The 25,472-nt window shown below is 50.9% G+C and carries 28 protein-coding genes and 1 tRNA gene; 8 read left to right on the forward strand and 21 right to left on the reverse strand.

The window, feature by feature from the left end; translation table 11 throughout:
• Window positions 1-5 precede the first annotated feature (5 nt).
• Window positions 6-779: a TIGR03943 family protein gene (locus tag GWK76_01455; protein ID QHU91993.1), complete on the reverse strand. Its 774-nt coding sequence runs from the start codon at window positions 777-779 to the stop codon at window positions 6-8.
• The gene (locus GWK76_01460) at window positions 769-1,812 is read right to left on the reverse strand and encodes a permease (GenBank protein QHU91994.1); all 1,044 of its coding nucleotides are present in this window, start codon (window positions 1,810-1,812) and stop codon (window positions 769-771) included. The genes GWK76_01455 and GWK76_01460 overlap by 11 nt, the downstream gene beginning before the upstream one ends.
• Window positions 1,813-1,861: 49 nt before the next feature.
• On the opposite strand from GWK76_01460, the gene GWK76_01465 reads away from it, so the two are divergent.
• Complete coding sequence (locus tag GWK76_01465) at window positions 1,862-2,983, forward strand: DUF475 domain-containing protein (protein QHU91995.1); 1,122 nt, start codon at window positions 1,862-1,864, stop codon at window positions 2,981-2,983.
• Window positions 2,984-3,098: 115 nt separating this feature from the next.
• Here GWK76_01465 and GWK76_01470 read toward each other — a convergent pair whose 3' ends face one another.
• Window positions 3,099-3,704, reverse strand: coding sequence for an aminoacyl-tRNA hydrolase (locus GWK76_01470; GenBank protein ID QHU91996.1), 606 nt, complete (start codon window positions 3,702-3,704; stop codon window positions 3,099-3,101).
• A 44-nt stretch (window positions 3,705-3,748) separates the two neighbouring features.
• On the opposite strand from GWK76_01470, the gene GWK76_01475 reads away from it, so the two are divergent.
• Window positions 3,749-4,717 carry a hypothetical protein gene (locus GWK76_01475; protein QHU91997.1) on the forward strand — a complete coding sequence of 323 codons (969 nt, stop codon included), beginning with the start codon at window positions 3,749-3,751 and terminating at the stop codon, window positions 4,715-4,717.
• A gap of 747 nt (window positions 4,718-5,464) precedes the next feature.
• On the opposite strand, the gene GWK76_01480 is transcribed toward GWK76_01475, so the two are convergent.
• The 4 genes from GWK76_01480 to GWK76_01495 form a co-directional block, all read right to left on the reverse strand.
• A complete protein-coding gene (locus tag GWK76_01480) occupies window positions 5,465-6,376 on the reverse strand; it encodes a hypothetical protein (GenBank protein QHU91998.1) in 912 nt (303 codons plus the stop codon).
• Between the two features lie 71 nt (window positions 6,377-6,447).
• Window positions 6,448-6,681, reverse strand: a complete 234-nt coding sequence (locus GWK76_01485; GenBank protein ID QHU91999.1) for a hypothetical protein — start codon at window positions 6,679-6,681, stop codon at window positions 6,448-6,450.
• Window positions 6,682-6,845: 164 nt separating this feature from the next.
• Window positions 6,846-8,390 carry a TRAM domain-containing protein gene (locus tag GWK76_01490; protein ID QHU92000.1) on the reverse strand — a complete coding sequence of 515 codons (1,545 nt, stop codon included), beginning with the start codon at window positions 8,388-8,390 and terminating at the stop codon, window positions 6,846-6,848.
• A gap of 19 nt (window positions 8,391-8,409) precedes the next feature.
• Window positions 8,410-8,883 (reverse strand): hypothetical protein, encoded by a 474-nt coding sequence (locus GWK76_01495; protein ID QHU92551.1) that lies wholly within the window; start codon window positions 8,881-8,883, stop codon window positions 8,410-8,412.
• 79 nt (window positions 8,884-8,962) lie between these two features.
• On the opposite strand from GWK76_01495, the gene GWK76_01500 reads away from it, so the two are divergent.
• The 3 genes from GWK76_01500 (at window position 8,963) to GWK76_01510 (ending at window position 10,634) form a co-directional block, all read left to right on the forward strand.
• A tRNA-Gln gene (locus tag GWK76_01500) sits at window positions 8,963-9,037 on the forward strand.
• A 231-nt stretch (window positions 9,038-9,268) separates the two neighbouring features.
• Window positions 9,269-10,138 (forward strand): hypothetical protein, encoded by an 870-nt coding sequence (locus GWK76_01505; GenBank protein ID QHU92001.1) that lies wholly within the window; start codon window positions 9,269-9,271, stop codon window positions 10,136-10,138.
• Window positions 10,107-10,634 (forward strand): SLATT domain-containing protein, encoded by a 528-nt coding sequence (locus tag GWK76_01510; protein ID QHU92002.1) that lies wholly within the window; start codon window positions 10,107-10,109, stop codon window positions 10,632-10,634. The genes GWK76_01505 and GWK76_01510 overlap by 32 nt, the downstream gene beginning before the upstream one ends.
• Before the next feature lie 332 nt (window positions 10,635-10,966).
• Here the strand turns inward: GWK76_01510 and GWK76_01515 are convergent, their stop codons facing one another.
• The 7 genes from GWK76_01515 to GWK76_01545 form a co-directional block, all read right to left on the reverse strand.
• A complete protein-coding gene (locus GWK76_01515; GenBank protein ID QHU92003.1) occupies window positions 10,967-11,380 on the reverse strand; it encodes an NUDIX domain-containing protein in 414 nt (137 codons plus the stop codon).
• Window positions 11,367-13,871 (reverse strand): HAD-IC family P-type ATPase, encoded by a 2,505-nt coding sequence (locus tag GWK76_01520; GenBank protein QHU92004.1) that lies wholly within the window; start codon window positions 13,869-13,871, stop codon window positions 11,367-11,369. Before GWK76_01520 ends, GWK76_01515 begins: the two co-directional genes overlap by 14 nt.
• Window positions 13,872-14,126: 255 nt before the next feature.
• Window positions 14,127-14,756 carry an ATP-binding cassette domain-containing protein gene (locus GWK76_01525; protein QHU92005.1) on the reverse strand — a complete coding sequence of 210 codons (630 nt, stop codon included), beginning with the start codon at window positions 14,754-14,756 and terminating at the stop codon, window positions 14,127-14,129.
• 8 nt (window positions 14,757-14,764) lie between these two features.
• Complete coding sequence (locus tag GWK76_01530) at window positions 14,765-16,006, reverse strand: FtsX-like permease family protein (GenBank protein ID QHU92006.1); 1,242 nt, start codon at window positions 16,004-16,006, stop codon at window positions 14,765-14,767.
• Window positions 16,007-16,012: 6 nt separating this feature from the next.
• Window positions 16,013-17,395 (reverse strand): FtsX-like permease family protein, encoded by a 1,383-nt coding sequence (locus GWK76_01535; protein ID QHU92007.1) that lies wholly within the window; start codon window positions 17,393-17,395, stop codon window positions 16,013-16,015.
• A 68-nt stretch (window positions 17,396-17,463) separates the two neighbouring features.
• Entirely contained in the window at window positions 17,464-18,804 is a 1,341-nt protein-coding gene (locus GWK76_01540) for a GNAT family N-acetyltransferase (protein ID QHU92008.1), read from the reverse strand.
• Window positions 18,805-19,043: 239 nt separating this feature from the next.
• Window positions 19,044-19,316 (reverse strand): DUF3850 domain-containing protein, encoded by a 273-nt coding sequence (locus tag GWK76_01545; GenBank protein QHU92009.1) that lies wholly within the window; start codon window positions 19,314-19,316, stop codon window positions 19,044-19,046.
• Between the two features lie 426 nt (window positions 19,317-19,742).
• On the opposite strand from GWK76_01545, the gene GWK76_01550 reads away from it, so the two are divergent.
• Both GWK76_01550 and GWK76_01555 read left to right on the forward strand, forming a co-directional pair.
• Entirely contained in the window at window positions 19,743-20,036 is a 294-nt protein-coding gene (locus GWK76_01550) for a hypothetical protein (protein ID QHU92010.1), read from the forward strand.
• A gap of 56 nt (window positions 20,037-20,092) precedes the next feature.
• The gene (locus GWK76_01555; protein ID QHU92011.1) at window positions 20,093-20,368 is read left to right on the forward strand and encodes a hypothetical protein; all 276 of its coding nucleotides are present in this window, start codon (window positions 20,093-20,095) and stop codon (window positions 20,366-20,368) included.
• A 41-nt stretch (window positions 20,369-20,409) separates the two neighbouring features.
• Here the strand turns inward: GWK76_01555 and GWK76_01560 are convergent, their stop codons facing one another.
• The gene (locus GWK76_01560; protein QHU92012.1) at window positions 20,410-20,718 is read right to left on the reverse strand and encodes a hypothetical protein; all 309 of its coding nucleotides are present in this window, start codon (window positions 20,716-20,718) and stop codon (window positions 20,410-20,412) included.
• Window positions 20,711-21,010 (reverse strand): hypothetical protein, encoded by a 300-nt coding sequence (locus tag GWK76_01565; protein QHU92552.1) that lies wholly within the window; start codon window positions 21,008-21,010, stop codon window positions 20,711-20,713. Before GWK76_01565 ends, GWK76_01560 begins: the two co-directional genes overlap by 8 nt.
• A 131-nt stretch (window positions 21,011-21,141) precedes the next feature.
• On the opposite strand from GWK76_01565, the gene GWK76_01570 reads away from it, so the two are divergent.
• Complete coding sequence (locus tag GWK76_01570) at window positions 21,142-21,519, forward strand: hypothetical protein (GenBank protein QHU92013.1); 378 nt, start codon at window positions 21,142-21,144, stop codon at window positions 21,517-21,519.
• 18 nt (window positions 21,520-21,537) lie between these two features.
• On the opposite strand, the gene GWK76_01575 is transcribed toward GWK76_01570, so the two are convergent.
• The 5 genes from GWK76_01575 to GWK76_01595 form a co-directional block, all read right to left on the reverse strand.
• Window positions 21,538-22,167, reverse strand: a complete 630-nt coding sequence (locus GWK76_01575) for a DUF421 domain-containing protein (GenBank protein QHU92014.1) — start codon at window positions 22,165-22,167, stop codon at window positions 21,538-21,540.
• Window positions 22,168-22,278: 111 nt separating this feature from the next.
• Entirely contained in the window at window positions 22,279-22,854 is a 576-nt protein-coding gene (locus tag GWK76_01580; GenBank protein QHU92015.1) for a GrpB family protein, read from the reverse strand.
• Between the two features lie 9 nt (window positions 22,855-22,863).
• Entirely contained in the window at window positions 22,864-24,249 is a 1,386-nt protein-coding gene (locus GWK76_01585) for a HAMP domain-containing protein (GenBank protein ID QHU92016.1), read from the reverse strand.
• On the reverse strand, window positions 24,236-24,892 hold the full coding sequence (locus GWK76_01590) for a response regulator (GenBank protein ID QHU92017.1): 657 nt from the start codon (window positions 24,890-24,892) through the stop codon (window positions 24,236-24,238). The genes GWK76_01585 and GWK76_01590 overlap by 14 nt, the downstream gene beginning before the upstream one ends.
• Window positions 24,893-24,979: 87 nt before the next feature.
• Window positions 24,980-25,441, reverse strand: a complete 462-nt coding sequence (locus GWK76_01595) for a hypothetical protein (protein ID QHU92018.1) — start codon at window positions 25,439-25,441, stop codon at window positions 24,980-24,982.
• Window positions 25,442-25,472: the final 31 nt, after the last annotated feature.

Here is a 25,472-nt window from a genome sequence, read left to right on the forward strand (position 1 = left end):
CATAACTACACGCCGAGGAATTCGTATGGGTTGGCTGGTTCGGTGGTTGGGGTGATGGTGGGGTTGGTGAGGACGTAGACAGCTCGGCCGCCGGATAGTTCACGCTTAACCTGGCCGCTTAGGCGTAGCCACTGGTTGTTGCGGTAACGCTCGGCGTCTGGGGATTTAACGAGGATGCTGATCGGGGTGCTGTCGACGGCGCAGCAGCTGATAACGAAGCGTGAGAGTTCGAAATAGCGGTTGTCGTAAAAGCCGCTCGGGTCGCGCGCCACGAAGCCAGTGACGTTAACGGTTACGCCGTCAAAAAAGCTGTCATTCGGGCAGTCATCAAACGCGCTACGCCAGCGGTTCATGGAAACGGGCTTGCCATCAAGCGGCTCTGGTTTTTCACAGCGGCCGGTCGTGCTGGTCGGCCCAGACGTGGCGCGGTTGGCAGCACTGGACGAGGACAGTGGGCGCGGCGGCAGGATGATGGCCAGGGCGAGGATGCCGGCGGTGACGATTGAGAGAATAGGGATCTTGCGCCGCGGCTTTTCTGGATGCTCCGTGGTCGTTACGCCAGCGGAGGCTCGCCGCTTCCCTGCTAGCGTGTGGCGCAGCTCTAGAACGATATCGAGGATTAGTAACATGCCACCAGCTACGGTCGCCACGACAGCGAGCAGATGGTAGCGCGGATGAATGTAAAAGCCGAGCTGGCCGCGGACGGCGATGAGGATGATGTAGCTACAGGCGAGTAGCCCGCCGCTAGCGCGTAACAATGAGCCGAACCTAGCGCGCATATAGATTGACTCCGATCCCTATCGCGAGTGACAGGCTGAAAATAATGAGCATAACCAGCAGGATAAATCGCGGACGGAAGGTGCTTCTCATGAGGAGGATGAGCTTGATGTCGATCATCGGGCCAGTCAGCAGAAAGGCGAGGACGGAGCCGTTGGTGAAGATACGGGCATAAGCCAGCGCAAAAAACGCATCGACGCTAGAGCAGATGGAGACGACGAAGCCGAGGCCGATCATGGCGATGACCGACAGGATGATGTCGCCGCCAACGGCATTGATGATGGAGCGTGGAACGAAAACTTGGGTGGCGGCAGCGATCATGGCGCCAAGGACGAGCATGGTGGTGAGCTGCCAGAATTCGTTGCGGGAATCAGCGAGGATGTGGCGAAAGGTCGTTGGATGACGGTCGGTGCAAGAAGCAGCGAATGACGGCTGGAGGACGTGCCTCGGGTGAATAAAGCTGACGATCAGAGCGGTCAGCTGGACGATCAGAAAGCCAAAGCCGATACGCCACCAGACCATGCGCGGTTCAAAGCTAAAGGCGGTCATGGTGGCGATGATGGTGATCGGATTGAGGATCGGCGCGGCTAAGAGAAAGCTGATGACGTCGGCGGGCTTGAGGCCGTGCGCTAGGAGGCTGCGGGCGACCGGCACATTGCCGCATTCACAGACCGGTAGCGCGATACCGACGAGCGAGAGGAGAATGCGGCGGATGAGGGTATGTTTGGGTAGGATTTTCAGTAGTCGGTCTGGCGGCAGGAAACGACGGATGAGAGCAGAAACGATGATGCCGATAATGAGAAACGGCGTGGCCTCAACGATGACGCTGCAGGTTAGCGTCAGAAAATCTTGTGCCAGCGGTGCTAGTGTCCCGGCCCACGTTTGCGGCGGATGCGCGATCAGCCAGAGGTCAATTTGTAAACCGTATTGCATCACAACGATGCCAAATAAGCCGACGACAGTCCATCGGATTGCGTCGCTATGGTCTTTGAGCCAGGCGGTCATGCGCTGATACGTGGTATGAAGTGATGACACAATCTCTATTATACTACTCTCTGCCTAGCATGCTATACTAAAACTCAGTATGAAACATTGGCTCTACTCACATCACCCATTTCGGATTTTTTGGTTTTCGGCGTTGTTGACGCTAGCTTTGGGCGGGCTGATTTTCACCCAACTAGGCCTTAATGGTCTGTGGTTGTTTGCGATTTTGGTGGTGCTGGAAGTGACGTTTAGCTTTGATAACGCAGTAATTAATAGCAAGGTGCTGGCCAGTATGAGTCAGGTTTGGCAGAAGATTTTCCTGACGGTTGGAATTTTCGTGGCGGTGTTTGTGGTGCGGTTCGTGCTGCCGATTATCATTGTGATGGTGGCGAGCGGTCATGGGTTTATGGAAGTGGTTGATTTGGCGCTGAATAAGCCGGCGGAATACGGTCATATTTTGCACGAAGCCTCGCCGATGATTGATGCTTTTGGCGGCGCGTTTCTGATTATGATTGGCCTCAGTTATTTCATTGATTATAACAAGCGCGTGCATTGGATGCGGCATGTCGAGCCGTGGCTGGCCAAGGCTGGCCGGTTTGAGAATTTCAAGGTGTGTCTGATGCTCGGCGTAGCGGCGATGCTGTATTTCACGGTTGAGCCGCCGCATCGGGCGCTGGTGCTGATCTCGTCGGTGTTGGGGATTATACTGCACATCGGGCTGGAGCTGTTCGGCTCATTCTTTCATGAGGATGATGCTAAATCGGTCAAGGTTAAAACTGGCTGGGCGGCGTTTGCTAGCCTGCTCTATCTGGAAGTGTTGGATGCTAGTTTTAGCTTTGACGGCGTTATCGGCGCTTTTGCCATCACCAGCAGTGTGTTGCTGATCGTGGCGGGGCTCGGCGCCGGAGCGATTTGGGTGCGGTCGCTGACGGTGTATTTGCTGCGGACGGGCGTGCTTGGCAAGTATAAATATCTGGAAAACGGCGCGCATTGGGCCATCATGGCGCTGGGTATGATGATGATCGCCAAGCTGTTTCATCTGGAGCTGCCGGAGTGGGCAACGGGCGGTTTGGGGCTGCTGTTTGTGAGCTTGGCGGTAGGTAGCAGCATGCTAGAGACGCGAGCGATTAATCTGCAAGAGGCAGCCGCGGCGAAATTGCACAGTGCTGAGCGGCGGCTGAAACACAGCGCGGCGAGGATTGTGTCGCGGAAGCGGCGGTAGTTGGTATTTGGATTTTTATTTTCGGGCGTGAGCGTTTGCTTATTGCGACATTGTTGCAATAAGAATTTATTTGGTTTAATGTCGCAAGCGTAGTGGCGTAGCGATGTGCCGGGGACTAGAGCTTGACGCTGAGCGGTTCGATGGTACCGTCAAGAAATGTGCCGACTAGCTTGATGGATTCGGGAATCGTCCAGTCGCGCAGGATTGTTCGCTCGTTGGCATTGAACTTGCTAAGGACGAAATCAACATCGCCAATTTGCCGGCGCAGTAAATTGTCGGTGCCGATACGAATATGCCAGAAATCAGCGCCGATGTGAGTATGTAGCGATTTTAAGCCGTTGCTGCCAGCGTCGCGGCCGCCCTTGCGGACGCGGATTTTGCCAAAATCAAGGTCAGTGTCATCGTGAATAATTAGTAAATCATCCAGTGTCAATTTATAAAAATCCATGAGCGCCCGCGCGGCAACGCCGACTTCGTTATAGTACGTCGTTGGTTTGACCAAGAGAACTTTTTCCTGCGGACTAGCAGTTAACGACTTTGCGTCAGCAGTTGAGGCTAGCTTGACATTATTTAGCTTAGCAATATCCGCAAAGAATTTGGGCTTATTGCTAAATTGTGCACCCTGCTCCGCCGCCAACTGGTCAATTGCCAAAAAGCCAGCATTATGCCGCGTGTGAACGTACTTTTCGCCAGGATTGCCAAGGGCCAGAATGACTTTCATAGCCTTAGTATATCACCTTGGCCAGGATGACGTATAATAGATGTATGGCGAAACGCGATGATGATTTGGAATTTAGTGTTAATGCGGCGTTTGACGAGGCGCGGGCGGTTGTTGACAAGGTGCCGCTATATTTGGTGAATGGCTCGCTGGGTGCTGGCAAGACCAGTGTGCTGGAATTCTTATTGCAACAAAGTGGCTATAAGGGTGCGCGGGTGATTGAAAATGAATATGCCAATGAAAATGTCGACGGCTACCGGCTGGAGGGACTAGCGGAGATGGTGACGACGTTGGCTGGCGACTGCGTCTGCTGCTCGTCGAAGCACGCGCTGACGCGGATGCTGCTGGACTTCTGCCGGAATTCTCCGGCGCCAGTGTTTATCGAGGCGACGGGCGTGGCGCGAACGATGAATTTGGTGGAAAAACTCATTAATGCACAAATCTTCAATAAGTATGAGTTGATGCAGAGTTTTTACGTGATCGATGCGCACGAGATTTTGCGCGGGATTGAGCCAGCGCACGAAGTTGAACTGCAAGCAGCAGACGTGATTTTAGTGACCAAGGAAGATTTGCTAAGTGAAAATGAGCGCGCCGAGTACGAGGAAAAATTGCACACTCTGCCCTACGCCAAGGTGTTCAGCGCGCCGCACGGTCGGTTTGAACTCAGTAAATTAACCACGCCGTCGGGGCTACTGGCATTTTTTGATACGTACGACGGCGAGCTGGCGGTGCCGGATAATCCGACGTACGCCGTGCTGGACGTTTCAGGCATGAAAATTACGGCAGCGACTTTGGAAAAAATATGGCCGGAATTATTTGCGGCGTATGGCCTGCGGCGAATGAAGGGCTGCTTCATCAACGACAACGGCGCGCGCCAGCATGTGGAGGCAACCGAGCAGCAGATTCAGCTAACTAATGCCAGGCCTGAGGAGGCGGCAAAAATCGTGCTCATCGGCAAACGAGCGGATGAAATTACGCGCGAAGCCTTGGCGGCGCAACTAGTGATGTTTGAATAAATTGTTCGCTTTCGTCGTTTCCGACTCATCAGCATAGACACGCATCTATGGAGCGAACTGACAAGCAGAAGGTGGAGGAAAGTTAACTTTGCCCGCCAGTTCGTAACTAGTGTATATCTATCAATCACCTCCTTTTGAGTCATGTACAGGTAGGTCACGGTCCAATGGTCCCCCTTGCTTTGCTTTCATGAGAGCCTTCGTTATGGAGATTGGATCGGAATTGGAACATACTTGGATGGTGTGCTTATTGAACTTGAACCTAACCACAGTCTGCCCCTCCCGGTCGTGCAATTGAGCAAGCATCTTCGCGTCAATAATGGCGCTAAGCAGGTTAGTGCCATCATTGAACTTTATACTAATTGAAATAACCTTATAGTTGGGCATAATACTCTTCCTCCCCACCCGAGCGGATGCTCGTGTGAAAAACACTGGTCGACACCCGAATGGGTCGACTCGAGATGGGGTGTTTTGGTGCTTCTTGTGACGCACCGCAACATCCCATCTCAAATCAAAACTTTCTCTGCTTGTCAAAATACACTTTCGGACAAGGATTCACTCAACTCGTCAACAAAAGCTGATATATATATATCACTAATAGAATAAAATGTCAATGGATTTTGTCAAAAATATGGTGTAATACTTTTTCTTACCCCTGTTATGATCATGGACAACTTTTTATAGAAAATAGTAGCCGGTGTTTTCCGTGAGTGGCTGCCCCATCCTCCCCGCGCTATGCTGGGTCGCTAATTATGACTCGCCTAGATGTTTCGCAGCGGAGATGGTCACCGTTATCGCTCTCAAAATCGTCTGCAAATTTGTAGCGGTGATGGCCTTCGCTAGCTCATGTTTTGTCAGCGGCGTGGCGGTTTTCTGGTAAAAATAAATTGGCGCGGAATTATAGAATGGGTCGGTCGTGAACGCCTCGGCGAGATCATTTAGGCGGCTGGCGTGCGGTGCAGGGTCAAATGTTCGTAAATAATTCTGCGCTGTTTTGCCTGCATTTTGCCAATCAAAAGATTTTTTCACGGTGTAGGTTTGACCGACTGAGTTGCCGTCATGATAGGCGGTGAATTCGCTATGGCTGGACGGATAGGCCGAGACTCGGTCAAAGCACGCGCTGCGCACCAGGTCGAGCAGTATCGGATACATGCAGAAAAAGGCGGCAGTTACCTGCTTGCTGGCATCGGGAACCTCAATCGTCAGCGTGATGTCTATAAAATCCTCTGGCTGGTAGTCAATTTCCAGCGGCGAGCTTGTGACTGGTTCGGTAATTTCTCCAGGTCTAGCGGAGCGGCGCCTGGCGAAAGCTTTTTGACAGCGAGCCAGTTGTTTGCGTAATTCGGCTTCATCCCAGATGACAACGCTTGACTTCATCTCCGCCTCGATATGGGCGACGGATTCGTGAATCATGGATAAATCAAACGGCTTTACGTCAGCGATGACTTTTTCAAATAGCGTAATTGATTCGCCAGTAAAGAACGCGACGTCAAAAAACACGCTTGATTCAGACGTCGTGCCATGCAATTCGCCAACAAAGGCGCGTTCGCCGCCGGACTTTTCTACCATCCGTAAGAACCGCCGAATAACCAAGTGCTCAAACAAATGGCAAACATCGTGATCGGCTGGCAGGTTGTAGGCGGAATATAGCTTGTGGATCATGGGTTCATTATAACAAGGGTGAGTGCCCCACCCCAGCGCTTTTATGCTACCGGGGTGGGGTCTTCTTGAACTCAGAAGCTCTTGAACGGAGCCTTGTTGTTCAAGGTGCCCGAGTCGCTACGGTTGGTCAACGACCTGGGCGCGTCGGCCTTCGGGGTCGACGACTTGGAGGTGGGGAGCCCGCTGAAGGTCACCTTCGGCAGGCTTCCCGGGGATCCACCGAATCGCTGCTGGCCGCTCTGGCCGAAGCTGTCGTGGTGGTTCCTGTTGCTGTTCAATCCCTTTTGGGGACGTCCAGTTGCCATAGTAAACTCCTTTTGGAGTCGGGCGAGAATGGACCTTCTCGCAAACGGCACATTTGACACATGGCACGAGTCAAATGCGAACCCAGTGCGAAATTGCACGAAAGGCTGATATATATCAATACGAGAACAAAACGTCAAGGGTTTTTGTCAATAATGCAATAAGATTATGAAATTTTGTCAAGAATGATTAAGTGTTCAATATGCGGCGTACGCGGGAAAAAGTTGTAGCCGCGGTGCCAAGCGATGCGGTAGTGTTGCTGGAGCAAGGCGACGTCGCGGGCTTGGGTGACAGGATTGCAGCTGAGATAAATAATACGCGGCGGTAGTTTTTGCAACAATGTCGCAATAACATCGGAATGCAAGCCGGCGCGCGGCGGATCAACGATGACGATTTCCTTGTCTGTAATATAGTCGAGGGCTTGTTCGCTGGGAGCGAGGACAGCGCGGGCGTCGGTGCGGTCAAGTTCGGCGATGTTGCGCTGCATTTCGCGGACAGCGTCGGCGTTGATTTCCACCAGCGTGACGTTGCTGCCGCCAATGGTCAGGCCGATGGTGCCGACGCCAGCGTAGAGGTCGATGGTTGATAATCTGACAGCTCGAATATCATCAGAAAATAATCCGGGACCCACGTGAAGTTGCCCAGATTTTTTCTGAGATATTGCTCGCTGTTGATTATCGGTGTAGCCATGTGTCTCCAACTGATCCAGCTGGCGCTCCTGGTGTGCCTTATTGTACGGCACCCACTCCTTCATATCGCGCAGCGCCTGCTCGTAAACTGGAACATTGACTTGGAAAAAGCCTTCGCAGGCGTAGCGGAATGGCACACCAAGAATGGTGTCAGTCAAGGTGGTATTGCCGAAATGCGCCAAGCGTTCGGTGATGCGGCTGGCTGGCGAGCGCGGATCGGAATAGATAATTTCTCCGCCCTGAGCCGGTAGCTTGGCGGCTTCATCAGCGGTAATTATTTCGGGCAAGCGATCCCTGACATACAACTGCCATACACAGCTTCCCGATTGATCACAGCGGACGAGCAAGGTCTTGAGCTGGCGCGCCACGACGCGTTTATGGTGCAGTAAATCACGGATAGTCCGTGCCAGGTTATTGATTGCAGGGTGCGCTAAGCTCGTGCCATCGACGACAGTCTTGCCTTTGCTGCCGCGGCGAAAAAATGCTAAATCAAGCGTATCGCCAGATGATTCTTCACGGTCGCTATCAGCGTCTATTTCTCGGGTATCATCAGAAAATAATCCGGAACCCGAGACAAGCCCAGATTTTTTCTGAGATACCGCTCGGGATACTACCGATTCGCTGTACCAGCTAAATTCAACTTTGTTGCGATAACCATATGCGACATTGTCGCAATAAATGTCAATTGTCTCTGGTAATGCAATACCATGCAGCGTGAAGGCGTCGTCGATCAGTTGCCTTTTGTACGCCTGTTCAATCTCGAGCGGCATGATTTGCCACGGACTGGTCGAAAGATAACTGTCTGGGTCGTGTGGCCGGATGCGGTCGGGGCTTGGCGAGACCACTTCCTCGACAATCGCTTCGACGAAGTGCGACTTCTTTTTGGTAATGCGAACAGTGACGGTCTCACCAGGTAGTCCGCCCCATACGAAACATTTGCGCCCGTCGGCCAGCGTCCCTAGTGTTTGTCCACCGCCAACGATCTTCTCCAGTGTCAGCGTCTCAAAAATCTGCCGTCTCATCAAGAGTTATTATAACAGATTAGAAATTACACTCTGGCACGCCGCCAAACCAGCCGTTCTGCATATTGCGGCCAGTGCGGCAGGTGGTACCATCTGAGAGCGGCACCTTTATGGCGTAGCGGGTCGGCACGACGCTGGAAGCGAGGGTCGTGTCAGTGGCTGCGAGATACCAATAATCGCGGCCTTCGTGGTCTTTTGGCAGCTGCTTGATGTAGCGTGGAATGAGGAGTGCGCCGAGCTCACCACCATTACAAATCTTCATATTAGCGGTGTTATAAATGGTGCAGGCGCTCGTCGGCCATGGATATTCGCCGTTATCCGAGCGATATTTCTCGATTGCTTCCTTGAGCATTGAAATATTTGACTTGGTCTCATTGTCGCGAGCGGTGTTATACGTATTGCGCCACACGAGGCCGCCCAAGGTAGCGAGGATCGCGATGACCACGATGATAATGATAATTTCGACGATGGTAAAACCATACTGCTTATGCATATGACGATTGTAGCGCGTTTTGAGCCCAATCGCAAGGCTGGTAATTACGTGATTATTATGCTACACTAATCCTTGGTATTGGGCCGTCGCCAAGTGGTAAGGCACCAGGTTTTGGTCCTGGCATTCGGGGGTTCGAATCCCTCCGGCCCAGCCAAGAGGAATTTTTGCACTTTTTATAACAATGCGCTAGTATGTATTGAAAGTTAATCAATATTATGTTATTACAATTATTTAATATTGTAACTCTTATATTGTTCTTTGAAACGCTTCGATGAAGTCAAATATTTCTGCTTGATGCCCCAGCGACTTTGTTGACACCTGTTTAATGCTTTCACTATAATACCTAAAGAAAACCTAAGCAATAGGAAAATTATCCACAAGTATTATGGTCTATACAGTTTCAGCGGCGTTTGATGAATTCTGTCAGAATATTAGCCTTTCAAGTACTTATCATGACACCGCCAATAAGCGTAGGGATAGATTAGTCTCACTATTGAAGAATGATTTTACAATTTTAGACTCGTTTTCTACAGGCTCAATTCCTCGTTACACTGCTATATCAGGATATGCTGACTTAGATATAATGGTCGCTCTGCATTATGAAAAGCATATGAAAGATAAACTTCCGTCTGAGGTGTTGGCAGAGATTCAGAAAAGCCTAAGTGGGTATAAGACAAGGGTAAGACGCAATGGACAGGCAGTAACACTTTACTACGACACTTGGCCTAACGTTGATATTGTACCCGTATCGAGAACAGTTAACGATGATGGTAGCGTAAATCACTACAATGTTCCCAACATGAATAATGAGACCTGGCTTAAATCACGACCAAGAAAACACTCCAGTGCATTGACGGATCGCAATGGTATTTGCGGGGATAAATTCAAACGTATTATCAAAATGATAAAATGGTGGAATAAACAGCATGGCGACTACCTGCAATCATTTCATATAGAGGTGTTAGCATTACAGATATTTACGTCTACTATCAGTGATTACTCTTGGTCAGTATCTGAGTTTTTTGACAGAGCCGCGACGCTTGTAGCAAGTTCGCTGTACTATGAGGATGACTATGTTGATAGCTATCTAGATTCAGTCAATCGCTCAGAGGCGGTTAAGCGTCTTAAGACAGCACGCGACAAAGCTTTTAGCGCCTGGTACTTAACCTATGGAGAAAACAACGACCATCAGCGGGCAATAACAACATGGAGGCAAATTTTTGGTGAAAAATTCCCAGTATACGGAAGCTATTAAAAGAAAAATATTAGATGAGGCTAAGCGCATTGAGGAGGATTGTCTCTATTCTGCGAAAGGACACTTTCAGGCGGGGCGCTTCTGGGGTAACTTCAACTTGTGGATAGGGATACCAACAACCATCTTGGCCGCTGTAGGCGGCGCCACAGCCCTATCAAGTTTTGATAGTCATGGTCTAGTCGCAGGCATACTCGCTATTATTGTTGCAGCACTTTCAGCAGTGGCGACCTTTGTAAATCCAGTCGAAAGAGCGGACACGCATTTGAGCGCGGGCAATAAATATAATAGCTTAAGAAATCGTGCAAGAATATTTGGCGAAATCGATATTGACATAGAGAGGAATGATAAACTATTACTTACACTCAAAAATCTAAGTAAAGAGCGCGATGATCTCAATCAGGAGCTCCCGCAAATACCACAGTGGGCATTCCGTAAGGCGAGAAAGGGTATCGAAGAGGGCGAGGCTCAGTATGTGATTGATACCTCACAAGATTAGCCGTATGGGTACTTATCATCCATGTCTCGGTTTTGTCGATCGTGGCTCCACCCGGATTGCTTTAGCAAGGTAGTAGACAAACCGAACCCCTGTAAGATAAAACTTTCTGAGAATCACCTCCTCGAAACCTCAAAATAATGCAGAAAATGGGTTTGGCCTATGCTGCTGGCAGTGTCAGCGAGCGGAACTGTTTCAAATACCCGTACTCAAGCTTGGTTCGATCTTTGCTCAGGATGCCCAGCCAAGCAAAGATATCTAATCATTCTAAATCTCCTCCGGTTTCCGGTTCAATCGATGCTGTGTATTATTACGCCGGCTACCACGGGTCGTTTCTATACATAAAACTGATCTATCATGGCCGACAATGTCGAGTCAAGCTCAACCTGCTTGAGCTCATCGGCTCCAATATATCGCAGCTCGCTGACGTCTGTCGTGGTTGTGGGTGGTGACACGAGGCGAACCTGGTAAGCGATGATAAGCACCGGGGTGTCGAACTTTTTGCTCCATGTCGGGATGATGATTGGCGCTGCATTTGTAATTTCTATCTCAGTGCCCAGCTCTTCTCGGCACTCACGCCGCAAGGCCTCGGCTATGCTCTCGCCGTGTTCCAGTCCGCCACCGGGTAAATCCCACGTATCGCTCCTCTCGCGGACGAATAGCAACTTTCCATTATTATCATCATAAATCAGGCCCTTGACTGACACGCGATAGGCGGCTCGGATAGTTTTGAGCTCAGACATGGTCATTCCTCCTACTTTGCCACTTGTGTATCTCGCAGGTGATGATCGGGATGATGAACGAGGCCAGGCCGATGAGTGCGCCGTGCCAGAAGTTGATCGGCGTTATGTGGAGGATTGTGCCAAGCGGGCCGAAGAAGACGAGTAGCTGCAGCATGACCGACAGGCCGATGCCGGCATAAAAACTGGCGTTCATGACCTTGAGGCGGCTGAAGATTGATTCACTGTCGGAGCGGGCGTTGAAAGCATTGGCCCACTGGCTGACCACCAGCGAGATAAAGGCCAGCGTTTGCGCGTAGTCGTGGCCGTAATGCTTCTCGAAAAAGATATAGACCGCTAGTGCCATGACCGACATAGTGGCGGCGACGATGACCATCCGCCAGATCATTTGGTGGTTGAGAATCGGTGCGTCGGGGTGCTCCGGCGAGCGGTTCATAGCCTGCTTTTCACCCGGCTCCAGGCCAAGCGGGATGACCATCGAGGTATCGGTCACCAGATTGACCCAGAGGATTTGCACCGGCTCCAGCGGCGTCTTGATGCCGATGAGCAGCGCGCCGAGCATGGTGATCAGCTCGCCAGTGTTAGTCGACAGCAGATAAAACAGCATGCGGCGGATATTGGCGATGATGGTGCGACCCTCGCGCATGGCGTCGATGATGGTCTTGAAATTATCGTTGAGCAGGATGATATCGCCAGCGTCTTTGGCGATGTGCGAGCCTGACCCCATGGCTACGCCGACATGGGCGTTGGTCAGCGCCGGTACGTCATTGACGCCGTCGCCAGTCATGGCGGTGATGTGGTGTTTTTTGAGAATGGTCAGCAGGCGGTATTTTTGCTCGGGGATGACGCGGGAGAAGACTTTGGTTTTGGTGACGATGGCGTCCAGCTGATCATCAGACAACTTGGCCATATCACGGCAGTCAAACACTTCGTCGCGATCCTTGACCATGCCAAGCTCCCGGCCAATCTGATAGGCCGTCTCGAAGTGATCGCCAGTGATCATCCGCACCGACACACCCGCTTTCAGAGCCGCCCGGATAGCCCGCGGTGCCTCTGGTCGCAGCACATCGGCCACGGCCACGAAGCCGGCGAATGTCAGCTTGCCGAGCTGATCAAAGCCATCAATTATCTCATCCAGTTCGCCCGTCGCCAGCCCAATCACCCGGTAGCCGCGGGCGGTCATCTCATCAAGCATTTGCTGGGCGCGCTTTTTGGTGCGAGCCGACACGCGGCACGCTGCCAGAATGGCTTCGGGCGCACCTTTGACATACAAGCGAAACTGCCGGCCGTGATGCCAGATGGTGGCGGACATGGCGTGGGCTTGACTGAATGGCAGGTCGCGAACTGGTGCGTGGCGTGGGGCGGCGCTCTGCTTGCGGGCGTATTCATTGAGGGCGATGTCCAGCGGATCGTGACTCTTGGCGTGAGCGCGGTTGACTACCAGTCCGATGATGTGGTCAATGTTCTCTGTCGCCTCGTCCGGCGTCCACGTTTGCTGAACGGTCATCTTGTTCTTGGTCAGCGTGCCCGTCTTGTCGGTGGCGATGGTGGTGATGACACCAATGGTCTCGATGGCGCGCATTTGATGCACCAGCGCTTTTTTGGCGGCCATCCGCCGCATCCCTAAGACCAACACCACGGAAATGGCAATCGGCAAGCTCTCCGGCACGGCACTCACCGCCAGAGCCATGACAAAGCGTAGACTCTCTAGTACGTCCATACCGCGCAGCAAGCTCAGCCCAAAGGCGACGAGGGCGATAGCCGAGACAGCGGCGATGACTCTGGTGATCAGGGTGTCGATTTTTCGCTGGACTGGGCTTTGGGTTGATTCGCGCTTTGAGAGCATGGCGAGATTGCCAAACTCGGTCTGATTGCCGGTGGCGACGACCACGCCGGTGCCGGTGCCGCTAACCACGAATGAGCCCTGAAACAGCATGTTGGTTTGCTCGTACATTTCTTTATTGCCGGTGAGTGTGTCGGTTTGTTTGGAGATTGGCAGTGATTCGCCGGTCAGTTGCGCCTCGTCCACCCGCAAGTTGGCGCTGCGGAGGAGGCGGATGTCGGCAGGGACTTTCTCGCCCTCGGCTAGTGAAACGACGTCGCCCGGAACCAGCTGGCTGGCGTCGATGCGCGTGGTGCGATTGACGCGGTGGACGTCGACTTTTTGGGCGTCGTGACGGGACAGGCTGCGCAGCACGCGGTCAGTTGAGAAGCGCTGAATGTAGAAAATAACGGCCGAGATGGCGGCGATGACAAAGATGATGATGGCGTCAATGGCCTCGCCGTGCCAGAGGCTGATGATGGCGGCGATGAGCAGGACGAGCATAAAGATATCGAGAAATGGCTCGAGGATGATACGCCAGAGCGGTTCGGATTGGACTTTGATGACGTTGAGGCCGTAGCGTTTTTGGCGGCGCTGGACTTCGGCCGCACTCAGGCCGCTGCTCGAGGAACCCAGTCGCCGCAGCGCCTCGTCGCTTGATGATTGATAAAAATGCATACGGTTATTATAGCGTGAAGTGCTGTTTGGGGGAAATTTGAGGTTCGGGATGTAGCTTGAAATAGTGGGTAGTCATTGTACCCGGTATAGCTGAGGTCGCTATTCTGCAACAGTTAATTACAGGCAAAAAGGTGCGCCTCCGGCTTCTGCCTCGCGCACCTCTTGCTTGAGATGGGGGTTGCATGAGTTGATCATCGTCAGTCGATTCGGTTGCTCCACGTACCGTAAGTGACGTGGGCCGCACCAGGCCTGACGCTATGCCCGTAGCTTCTTATCCTTCAGCTTCAACACCACATCCGCCTGCTTGGCCAGCTGTTTACTGTGGGTGACGACGATGACGCACTTGTCGTTTTCGTGGGCGACCCGACGCAGGATGTCAATGATATCAGCGGCGGTGGTTTCGTCCAGGTTGCCGGTCGGCTCGTCCGCCAAGATAATCGGTGCATGCGAGACGAGGGCTCGCCCGATCGCCACGCGCTGTTGCTGTCCGCCAGAAAGCTTCATGACGTTACGGTGAATGTGATCGTCGTCCAGGCCCATAGAGTGCAGCGTTTCGTTAGTGGCCTTGGAATTAACCAATTTCAAGTTCTCCAGCGGTGTCAGGTAATCGATCAGGTTATAATTCTGAAACACCAGCGAGATATTATGCTTGCGATGGTGCGAATAGCCCTGCTCGGCGATGTCTTCGTCGTCGAACAAAATCTGCCCGCCAGTCGGCGTGTCCAGCCCGGCTAGTAGCCCCAGCAGTGTCGACTTACCAGCCCCAGAACTACCGACGATGGCGTAGAATTTGCCTTTTTCAAATTGATAATTGATGCCGTTGAGCACGTTGCTGGTACCGTCAGCATATGAGTAAATGATATCGCGTAAAGTAAGTAATGACATGATAACTCCTAACTTAATTTTGCTAAAATTTGCTTTGGTGATTGGCGCATGATTGGCGCGGTGGCAGCGATGGCTGATAGCAGAACGACTACGTAGCTGAAGGCGAAAGCCTCTAGGTAGGTCGCTACTGGCGTAGCTTGCACCGCAGTCTTTTCTATGCGCTGGCTTTGGTCAGTTTGCGCTGTCAGGGCAGTAGAAATCTGCGATGAGGCGACCGAACCGATAGCGATAGCGAACACCGAGCTAACTAGAGCGATGATCGCCAGCTCCGCCAGTAATTGCCCGATAATCTGCCGCTTCGACGTGCCGATAGACAGCAAGATGCCAATTTCATGCAAGCGGCCGCGCACCCAGAATACCAGCACCAGCGACAGCACCGCCAGCCCCGCCGCGGCTGCGCCGATGGTGGCAATCGTCAAAATGTTTTGAATGCCAGCGATGTTTTGGAGAACCCCAGCGAACACGGCCCCGTTGTCAGTTAGACTGAATTTCTGCCAATCGACGTTTGGTAGGCTTTTAGTGCGGTCCGTTAACGACTTCAGCTGATGCGGATTTTCGGCGAAATACGTCGCCCGCGTCAACTGCTGGCTACCTGTCAGTTGCTGCGCCGCAGCCAAGTTGGTGATGAGATGATTCTCTGCCATGTCAGACTGTAAGACCGCTGGCTTTTCGCCTTTGCCGCTGAAGATCCCTGCGACAGTTACCGTCACCCGCCGGCCGTCTTTGGTGATGTCCAGCTTGTCGCCTGGCTTGATATTATTTTTCTCAGCGAAGGTTTTGTGAATCAGGGCCGCGTTCTGATCGTTCGCCCCCAGATGCTTACCCTGTTCTAGTTGGTAAAATCGACCGGTGAACTCGCCGAGCAGATTGCTTTCTGTCGCGCCCGTCACCTTCGCCTCGCCAGCCACGTTAGCGTCCAGCTGCACGCCGCTGCCTGCCGTGTCGATTAATTGCTTGCCCGGCAGTCCCGCAGTGGTCTCTGCCTGGAAATTGTGTGCTTTGACCTTGTCCAGGTGCTGCACTCGCTGCGCGATATCCATCGGCACCTCGCCCGATGGCTGCTTGCTGGCGATACTAAAGCCAGCGCGGATGTTTCGTTCAATTGACTGCTTCAGCTGCGCCATCGCCTGCTGCACCGTCAGCGTGCCGATGAGCAGCGTGAAAATCAGCGTCATGATCAGGGCGATGGTCAGGCTGCGACGCCGCTTACGCGTCACAGCCGTCCAGGCTCGTTTGATAATCGTCATCATTCGCCCCTAGTCCACTTCGGTTAGTAATTCTTTTGGCGTTGACTGGGTAATCGGTCGAGAGGCCAAGAGCACCGCGATGATAATCACCGCTAGTCCAGCGCCCCACACCGCCAATAGATCCGTCGGTTGCACACCAACCGTCACCTTGTCCAACGTGCGTGACGACGTCACCGAGTCAGCGTCAGCACCGAGCGACGCACCGTTGAGGGAACTGCCAGCTTGACGCGTGGCATTCTGCGCCGCCTGCGACACCACGTGATCACCCAGTTGCTGAGCAATCAGCCCTGCGGTAAAGTACGACGCACCGAAGCTCAGCACCGCGATCATCACTAGCTCAGCGATATATTGCAGCACAATCTTTGACTGCGGCACGCCCGTCGCCAAGAGTACGCCCGCTTCGCGCTTGCGCTCGTTCATCCACAAGTACAGCACCATGCCGATTACCGCGACACTGACCAGTGCCGTCGCCCACAGCATACCGTCGATCAAGCCGTACACGCCATTGACTGCACCAGTCACACCGGCTAGCTCCTGGCTATTCTTATTCAACTGGTACTTTTGCCAATTAACTGGCAGTTTATTTGCCCGCGCCATCACCTCGTCCAGCTGCTTGGTGCCTTTGGTGAAGAACGTGGCATCTTGGTAAATCTCATTTTGCTCGGTATACGCATTCAACTGGCGGGTCGTCGCGATGTCAGTCAAGAACAAATTCTCGAACAACTCCACCTGGTACGTCGCCTGCTTTGGGTTCTTGCCGTTAAATATACCGACGATTTCTACCTCAACCTCGTCCTTGGATGGATGCTCGTTGTCGGTGTCGTATTGGTTGGCCTTTAACTTAATTTTACTGCCAAGTTTCAGGTTATTAGCCTTGGCGAAGTCTTCGTGCACCAAAATCTTGTGCGAATCGTTCTCGGTGATGTGCCGGCCAGCGATGAGCTTGAGCGATTCGGCCCGGAACTTCTTCTCGGATTCAGACTTATTGACGCCGATGATGGTGGCGGCGTTGCCAAACTGCTTGTCTTTCTCAGCATCATAGCCGCTGCCACCGCTTGGTAGTGGCACAAGCTTGGTATTGATAAAGTCGACCGTGGCGTTCTGGCGTTTGACATAGTCCGTCACGCCCTCCAGATTCTTCACCGCGTCGATATCTTTGTTCGACACCGTTCCCGAACCGCGAGCGGTTCCCGGATTGGTGCGCGGATTATTGCCCAGCGTAAAGCCGGCCTTGAGCGTTTTGTCTAGCGACTGCGCCGCCGCGTCGGTCGAATGCTTGATGGCAAATCCACTCAGCATAATCGTCGACATACACAGCAAAATCGCCAGCAAAATCAGCGTTTTGAGTTTTTTCCTGGTGATATACAACCAGGCACGTTGTATAAATGACATAGATCTCCTTTCTTGGTTCTATGTCAGTGTAGCAAGGGTGTGTGAAGGGAATGTGAAATGGGTAGTATTCAGATGAGTTTCTCTAACTTGCTGTCCTGCTTCTCGAGCTCGATAACGTGAACGCCGAGGCGTTCCTTATGCGGCGGGTAGATCTTGTGAAGGAGGCGAAGTGCCTCTTCTTGGCTTTTCACCTGCGGCACGATCTGCTGCCATGGCTCAGCCGCCAGCATGTCGGCGAATTTACTGTAGATTCGAATTGACTTGATTCGCACTACACCAGATGCATGCCCGTTTTCGAGCTGCAATAGTTGGCCCTCCTTAAGGCGCTTGATACTGTTGTAGCCGATGCGAACTTCTAAGGTCTTGCGACCCGACATGATAGCATCAAAGTAGGGTTTCTTGATGCGCATCTTACGCATAGGCATTCCTTTCTTGTTGAGACTGATTCCCCACTGTTGAACGACACTGTTTGGTGCGTATCCTCCCGGGAACACACCTTCAAGTGTCCAGCCGTGACGCTGGAGACAGGCGACCTGCCACGGCTCAGGGACCATATGGACGTACAGCTTGTGACCATAATCAGCTAATAGTTGTGGCAAGTTAACTACCAGCGCTTCGAAAACAGCATCTGATTTTGCTACCAATGGCATGATTTTAATCGGCCGGCCTTTCTTTGGGGTTGCAAGAACAACGCCAACGACCTTTCTATCCTGCTCGGCGATGAAAATGAGCTTATATTTAGCGTTGATATCTCGGCTCTCACGTCGTTGGTAGCTAGCAAATAGCGCATCCACCCATGTATCATCCACGCCATTAAAGTCACTGCCCACTCGCGACAGGATCAGTTGGCGCGCCGCTACAGCGTGCTTTTTCTCGTCAAACGGGATGATTGAAATATCTGACAAATCAGGAGCTGCACTTTGATTCAGCGGCTTGTACAGCATACACTCGTCGATACCAGGTTTATAATGATCTTGCGCCCTACCAGCCAGATGAAAGCCTTTGCGCAATAGAAACTTGAACGTGGCTTGGTTTTGGGCAGCCACTGTACAGTAGAGTTGCCGAGCGTGGTGTTTGCGAGCAAAATCCTCAGCATGGCGAAGTAACTTACTGCCAATGCCAAATTTACCGCGATATTCTGGAGCAACGATGAGCGGACTAATTTTAACTGTCCCCTGTTTTTTGATGACTAGATGAATTATTCCAGCAGGATGATAATCAACTTCTGCAATAAACATGTACTGCCCGAGTGAAAACTGCCCGACAGAATCGACGTTACCATTGATATGCGCGGTAAAAATCCGCTGTGCATGAGCTTGATGATCGCCATCGTAAAATGGTTCAAGCGCTTCTGTCATCAGGCGAAAAACGAAATCAACATCGCCTGTCTTGGCTTTACGGATCTCCACAGCGACTGACGATTTCTTATATCGGTGCATTAGTTTATTGTCTTATAACTTATACAGTAATACAAGTTATCTATTGCTATACATGCGTAATTTATAGGTGCCTCTCATCATATAGTCGTGACTCGAGGTTTTGTTGCCAGAGGTGATAGCGTTAAAGAGTTCGGTAGCTTTTTCAAATTTGGCGTTCTTGATTTCTTTTTCTAGGACGGAACCTGCCACGAAGTAGGTCTGCTATTGCACTAATCAACCCGCTCGGCAAGCGACATCACTTGATAGCCGTATTGATCAATGTCTTCTTGTTTCCAAAAATCGATTTCTTTCGTGCGTAAAACTTCGCCGACTACATGACGGACTTTGCGGCCGGTTGGCGTTCCGTCATAATTTATCTCAATCTGCTCCAGAATGTTGCCGGGTTGGATGTCAAAATCGGCCACTCTCATATCAAACGTTTTCTCGCCCGCTAGGACTTTTTCGAATAAATCGGGGTAAGATTTTTTGGTGATAATTTTCATACCTTCTATTATGGAGTTATACGACTTAGGTCACAAGCCGATGCTAAAGTTGTGCGACGGATACTATCTTGATTTATTGGGGGTTAGGTATTGGTTGTAGCTTTATTCTAGTGTGAGTGAGCAGGAAATTACTATGGTTTGTGGTGATTTTTGTAAGATTGCTTGACCTCGGGTCCTATTATTGATATATATATATATATCAGCGTTTTGGAATAATCCTAACGCCGCTCCTTCTACTTGAGAAAGGTCTCTATGAGCTACTCAGAGAGATGCGATGTCGAATGCGGTGACAACTGCATTCTCAGGAGGCTGTCCAATGGACGGCACGCTGTCACTACACCTAGTCAGATACCTATGGGCACCGACTGGTACAGATGCAACTTTGATGACGATCTGAGTTATCAGATCTTGTCACATGGTACTGTCATGGTACATCGTCGATCGGTCTGTCGCGGCGGCCCGGATTGTACGTTTGGCGATGGCGAAACGTATGGTAACCGTAACTGGACACCGCCAGTTTATGGCAGCACTAGTAGTGGTCATGATGTCACTGTGTCGTTCGGACTTGGTCCGCGGGATGGAGAGGCGCTTATTGCTTCTGACCATCTCGACCGCGTTGACTTCTATGGCGACAAGAAGCTTCGTGTCAAAAAGCATCACGATCACTACGATGCTTATGGTAATCTGGTCTCGGATCGTGGTTCCTATCGAGAGGAGTGACACAATAGACCCGAGCAAGTCTATAAACTGCTCACTTTCAAAGAGGGTTAAAATTAATGAATGATCCAATTGAGATATCAGTTGCCGAGGAATTATTGTTCCTAATAGATAGCGCCATAGAAAAAAGAGATATTAAGCAATTGACTAGTATTTATGGCATAGTTCATGAGTTTATTGGTAAACCTATTTATGATCCTCGGGCGGACTTTGTTATCATAGATGATTATATTTATGATCTAATTGATGAGCTTGAAGCTGGTAAAGAACCAACTATTTACAATGGTTTACGCAAGAGGATAGAAGAAGATTTACATAGTTCATCTAAATCATAGGGGGTCGATAGAATAATAGATCAGTAGTGCTAATTACTGTTTTACTTCCCTCTCCTCGCTGCCACTGCAAACCACATAAAGTAATCCTCCAACGATTCGTCCTCCATGCCGGCGAATAGCTCGCGGGCGCGCAGGACTTCGCGGAGTTTTGGTGATTTTTGGCGGGCAAGCTGCTCGGCGGTGGCGTCTAATAAGTCCAATCCGCGCTGCCAAGCACCGGTCATTGCAGTCGTATCGCCGCGGCGCCGGGCGGCAAAGGCTCGCCCGACCTCCGAGCCGATGTTGCCCATTTGCTCAAATATCGTTAGGCTCTTCTGCCACTTTTGCCGATCAAAGACATGTTCACTCACGGACGACTCCGGCGATGATATCGATAATTTGCTGACGTATCGCTTGGTCGAGCACATCGCGCGACGAGTTGCTTTGCCGCGGTCGGATGTTTATCATGCTGTCAAACTCGATAAAGTCATCAGTGCCAAACTTATCTGGATGTAGGTTGATCCCCCATAGATCTGCTTGTTGCGATCCACGTTCTAACAGATACGCCTCGCCATCAGCATGCATATCCATGTCGATCACCACAATTTTCTTCGCAACATCGACATCCGCCTTGACCATCGTCCCGTACATTCTCTCGGCCATCGGGCGAAGCTCGGCGAGGGTTATGGTATCAACATCTTCATGATTTAATTGTAGCACAGACGGCTGGTGCTTTAGCAGCTTAGATACATCATGAAGCCGTCCGCTGTTTTTGATATAATCAAAGTTACCACATGAACAACTACTGCAATATCCTATTTCCAGAAATAGTCAACAAAGCATTCCCAATTCTCGACGGCGCATCATATATTCGCCAGCTAGCGTCGCTTGTGCCACTCTATCCTGATACAGCGTTTCATCTGTTTACTCATGATGGGCAGTATCTTGCGCTGGTCATGACAGACTATCCTGATCCGTTTTATCAGAGTGAGGAGCTCAAACAAATTTCTGGTGAATATGAGTTTGAGTTCATCCATATTATCAAGCCTTATGCTAATACTCAACCCATCAACATTCGTGACAATGACGACATGGACGACGGTTTTTTCGTTTCAGATCCGAAGAGTTATTATCGGTATTATTTAGCTGCGGCTAGACAAAATAGCGGTTAACCGTAAGTCCCCTGCTCATCAATAAGCCGTCAAGTTTAACTTACCGTCCACATACTCCCCTAAAAACACATCGCCATACGCCTTCAGCCCCTGCTTTTTCATCTCTTTCAGTAGCCATTTCTCATCCCTGCCAATTACATGCAAAATATCAGTTTGCAGCTGCCCGTCTGTTATCAATGGGAATTTCGGATTCTCTTCCCCTTCGTGAGTGATGATCAATTCGCCGTCTTGCTCCACCACGGCTCTTTTCACTTTTCTCGTTGAATAGATATGATGAGTCCGCAGTTTGAACGATACATCATGAGCACTCAAGCCAACTTTCTTGCAATTTTCAATGTTGATTTTTCCATTATCAATAATTATCAACGCCCTGCCGTCGATCAGCTGCTTTGCTTTCACGTTATACTGTTTTATCCATTTCAATGTCAGCACCAGCGCGCACCATATGCACAAAATACCGATGTAATCCAAAATCTGAATGCTATTGTTATAAATAACGCCTCCAATGATACCGCCCAGTACATAATTCTGCACTTGATCGCTGGCAGATGATGGCGACAAATTACCTTTTCCGGAAACGTTGATGATTATCGTCAGCGCGAAAAAGCCAATCAACAATTTTATTGCTACTAGGATGAATTCATTCATGGTTTGATTTTAACACAGACAGCCAGCACTTTAGTATGACATGCTTAGCGACGCGGTCTTTATGTGAAGCAGGAGCTGAGAGTTCGTTTGACGACTTTAATCACGCATAATTTAGGGCGACCTATTCTTAGACCCGTATTTTTTTCTAGCTATCTTAGTATACTTTCTGATGAAATCACTTTTTGCATCAGTATACCCATCCCTATCATGCTCAAATTCCTTCCAAAGATTCAGCTTTAATTTCTCGTACTCTTTGGCGATGCTACTATTTTCAATTAGGTAATCCCTAAAATAGATCTCATCATTATCTCCCGCCACCCTAATGTGGAGATGAAATACCTTATTCGCAAAGCCCTGTTTGGTGTAGCCCTTATTCAATGAGATTCGTTTTGCTTTCTGACTCATGCACAGCCAATTATTTTCAACAAGAATATTTTTTACAGGCTCTAATTCTTTTTCCGACGGGACTTCAAGCAATATATCTACTATATTCTTTGCCTGTATATTTGGGATGGCCGTGCTACCAATGTGAGATATTTGTGTTATGTATTTTTCTGGCACCAATGAGGAGATGGCTTTCACTTCCTCATCATACCAGCGTGCCCATTCTCTATTGTGTTCTACAAGAAATATGGGGAATAATTGCCACAACTCTTTCAAACTCATTTTCTCTAGCTCTCTGTCCACTACATCCTCCTACTCAAATCTCACCACAAACCGCATACCCTGCCCATGCGGCGCAAACTCATAATCCAGCCCCTTAGTGTCGAGCAGCATTTTCACGGTGTAGAGGCCGATGCCACTGCTATCGGCATGTTGCTTCGCACCGTCAGAACTGCGATAAAACGGGTCAAAGATGTGCTGGAGTTGTCGTTTAGTGAGCGGTTTGCAAGCGTTTTCAATGGCCAGCTCGTGCTGGTTAGAGGTAATCGTTATCACGCTCCCAGCGTCACCGTGGCGCACCGCGTTCGACACCAGATTCGAGATGACGTGGCGCATCATGTCGCGGTTGGCGCGAATGGTCGTCGGACGGGCGTTAACCGTGAAAGTCATGCCGCGCGTTTTTGCTAGCAACACATAATCTTCAACTACCTCAGCGACCATCTTATCAATCCTCAGCCGCTTTTCCTGACGCAAAGCCTGCTCGGCGACACTGCCAGAGCGTAAAACGTCATTCACCATTGCCGCCAAGCGATCAACCTGTGCCACCGATTTCGCCAGGTACTGATCACGGTCTTTATACTCGCCAATGTTCAGCTGCATGTTTTCGAGCATGATCCGGAGGGCTGCCAGCGGCGTTTTTAGCTCGTGCGAGGCCGCACGAAGGAATGTAATTTTCTCTTTCTCAAGCTGCGTGATCCGCTTATTCTCATGCTCCAGCGAGCGAATCGTTTGCCATAGATTTTGGTATAACTCATTAATATTTCGCCCTAGCACGCCAATTTCATCACTGCTATTTACCGGGTAGCGCGCACCCTTTTCCAGCTGCTGCATCGTCGTCGTCACTGCTGCCATCTGACGAATCGGCCGCGTCACAAAACGGCTGTAGATGTACGAGAATAGCAGTGCCACTAACAGCGAGCCGAGCATAGTATATGGCAATACGTGCAGGGTAGCGAGTTTGGCCTGGGTGACGGGCGCTACGTCGGCGAGCAGTTTGACCGTAATCGCTCGCCCCTGTTTATCCGTCACACTACCCTGCCGCAAAATCACCGAGCGCGGATCGACAGTCTGCCCGTCAGCAATTTTCACCACGCTGGTGTCAACCGATTTACCACTATCGGTCACGATGTTGATCGACTGAAAACCTTGAAAATACTGGTCGCACCCGTCGATTGTCAGCGTGATATTGACGTTTTTCATCTGAGCAAATTCTTGACTGGTCCGACGTATGTCCTCGGTGGATTTGCCCCTCAGCTTGGTCGTCAGTGCCGTGAGATTGTCCGCCGCCTCGCGCTCTTTTTGCTGCAAATAAAATTGCGGCATCAAGGTGTAGACCAGCGCGTGCACCAGGATGATCAACGCCGTGAATAGGCCGATTGACACCAAAAATGTTTTGGGAAATAATTTAAGCCTCTTCATAGCGATAGCCCACTCCCTTCACCGTAATGATGCAGTCCAGGTGCAATTTCTTGCGCAGGTTTTTGATGTAGACATCGATAACCCGGTCGAACGGCACCTCATCATCACGCCACAATTTATCAATGATAGCCTGCCGGCTCCAGACCATGTTTGGATTATCCACCAGCAACTTGAGGAGCTGCACTTCCTTGGGCTTGAGGTGTGCGTCATTGTCATCATAGAACCCTTGATATGCCATAAAATCCACCGAAGCCAGACCGTGGCGCCACAAGGTTTTTTTGACAGACTGCTGGCGGCGAAGCAGCGCCTTAATTCGCTTTTCTAAAATCACCAGCGAAAACGGCTTACTCATATAATCATCCGCCAGCTCGTCAAAACTAGCAATCTGCGTCGACTCATCATGCAATGCCGTCAGCATCAACACCGGCACATCGCTGGTCTGGCGAATTTGGTGCAGTGTCTCGATACCGCTCATCCCCGGCAACATAATGTCGAGTATAATCACATCCGCCTCAGAACATTTTTTGAGAGCCTCCTCGCTACTGGTCGCCGTCACCACCGCAAAGCCGCGCTGGCGAAGGAACTGCTCGGTGCCAATGCGCAGAGTAGGTTCGTCTTCAACAATAAGAATCGTTGATGTCATATAAGTAGTATACCGAAAGTGCCGCCCGTGGTAAACGAGCGGCAGGGGGCGCGTGGTCAGCGTCAAATTGGGACGCTTGGGTTGTACTTAGCGGACGCCGACCACTTGCAGGCGCCGAGTGGTGCGACCGAGACCGAGAGAGATGGTTTCGGTGGCATGGCGGTTGAGGAGGCTCTGTCCGAGGGGGCTGTCGACCGAGATGCGGCCGTCAGACGGATCAGCCTCAAGGCTGTCAACGAGTGTGTAGCGAAAGAGCTGACCCTGCTGATCAATGAGATCAACTACCGAACCAATGGCGATGCGTAGCCGATCGCGCTTACGCGGCAGTGGTTTGGCGGTCTTGAGCGCAGTGCGTTTCTCGGCGAGCTTGCCATGGACGTTTTCGAGATTCATAATAATGTCACTGCGGCGGAGTTTGTCGTCGCGAGACTTGGCGCGGCCGATGTCACGCAGTTCAGCTGAGAGTGCTTTTTCGCGGATTTCGAGTTCGTTGATCTGCTTGTGTAATTCTTTGAAGCCTTTTTTACTGAGATATGTTGTCGTATTCATTCTTACCCTTTCCGGTGAAGCTCACCTCACC

Source organism: Candidatus Saccharibacteria bacterium oral taxon 488 (genome assembly GCA_010202465.1).
Lineage (GTDB): Bacteria > Patescibacteriota > Saccharimonadia > Saccharimonadales > Saccharimonadaceae > Nanosynbacter.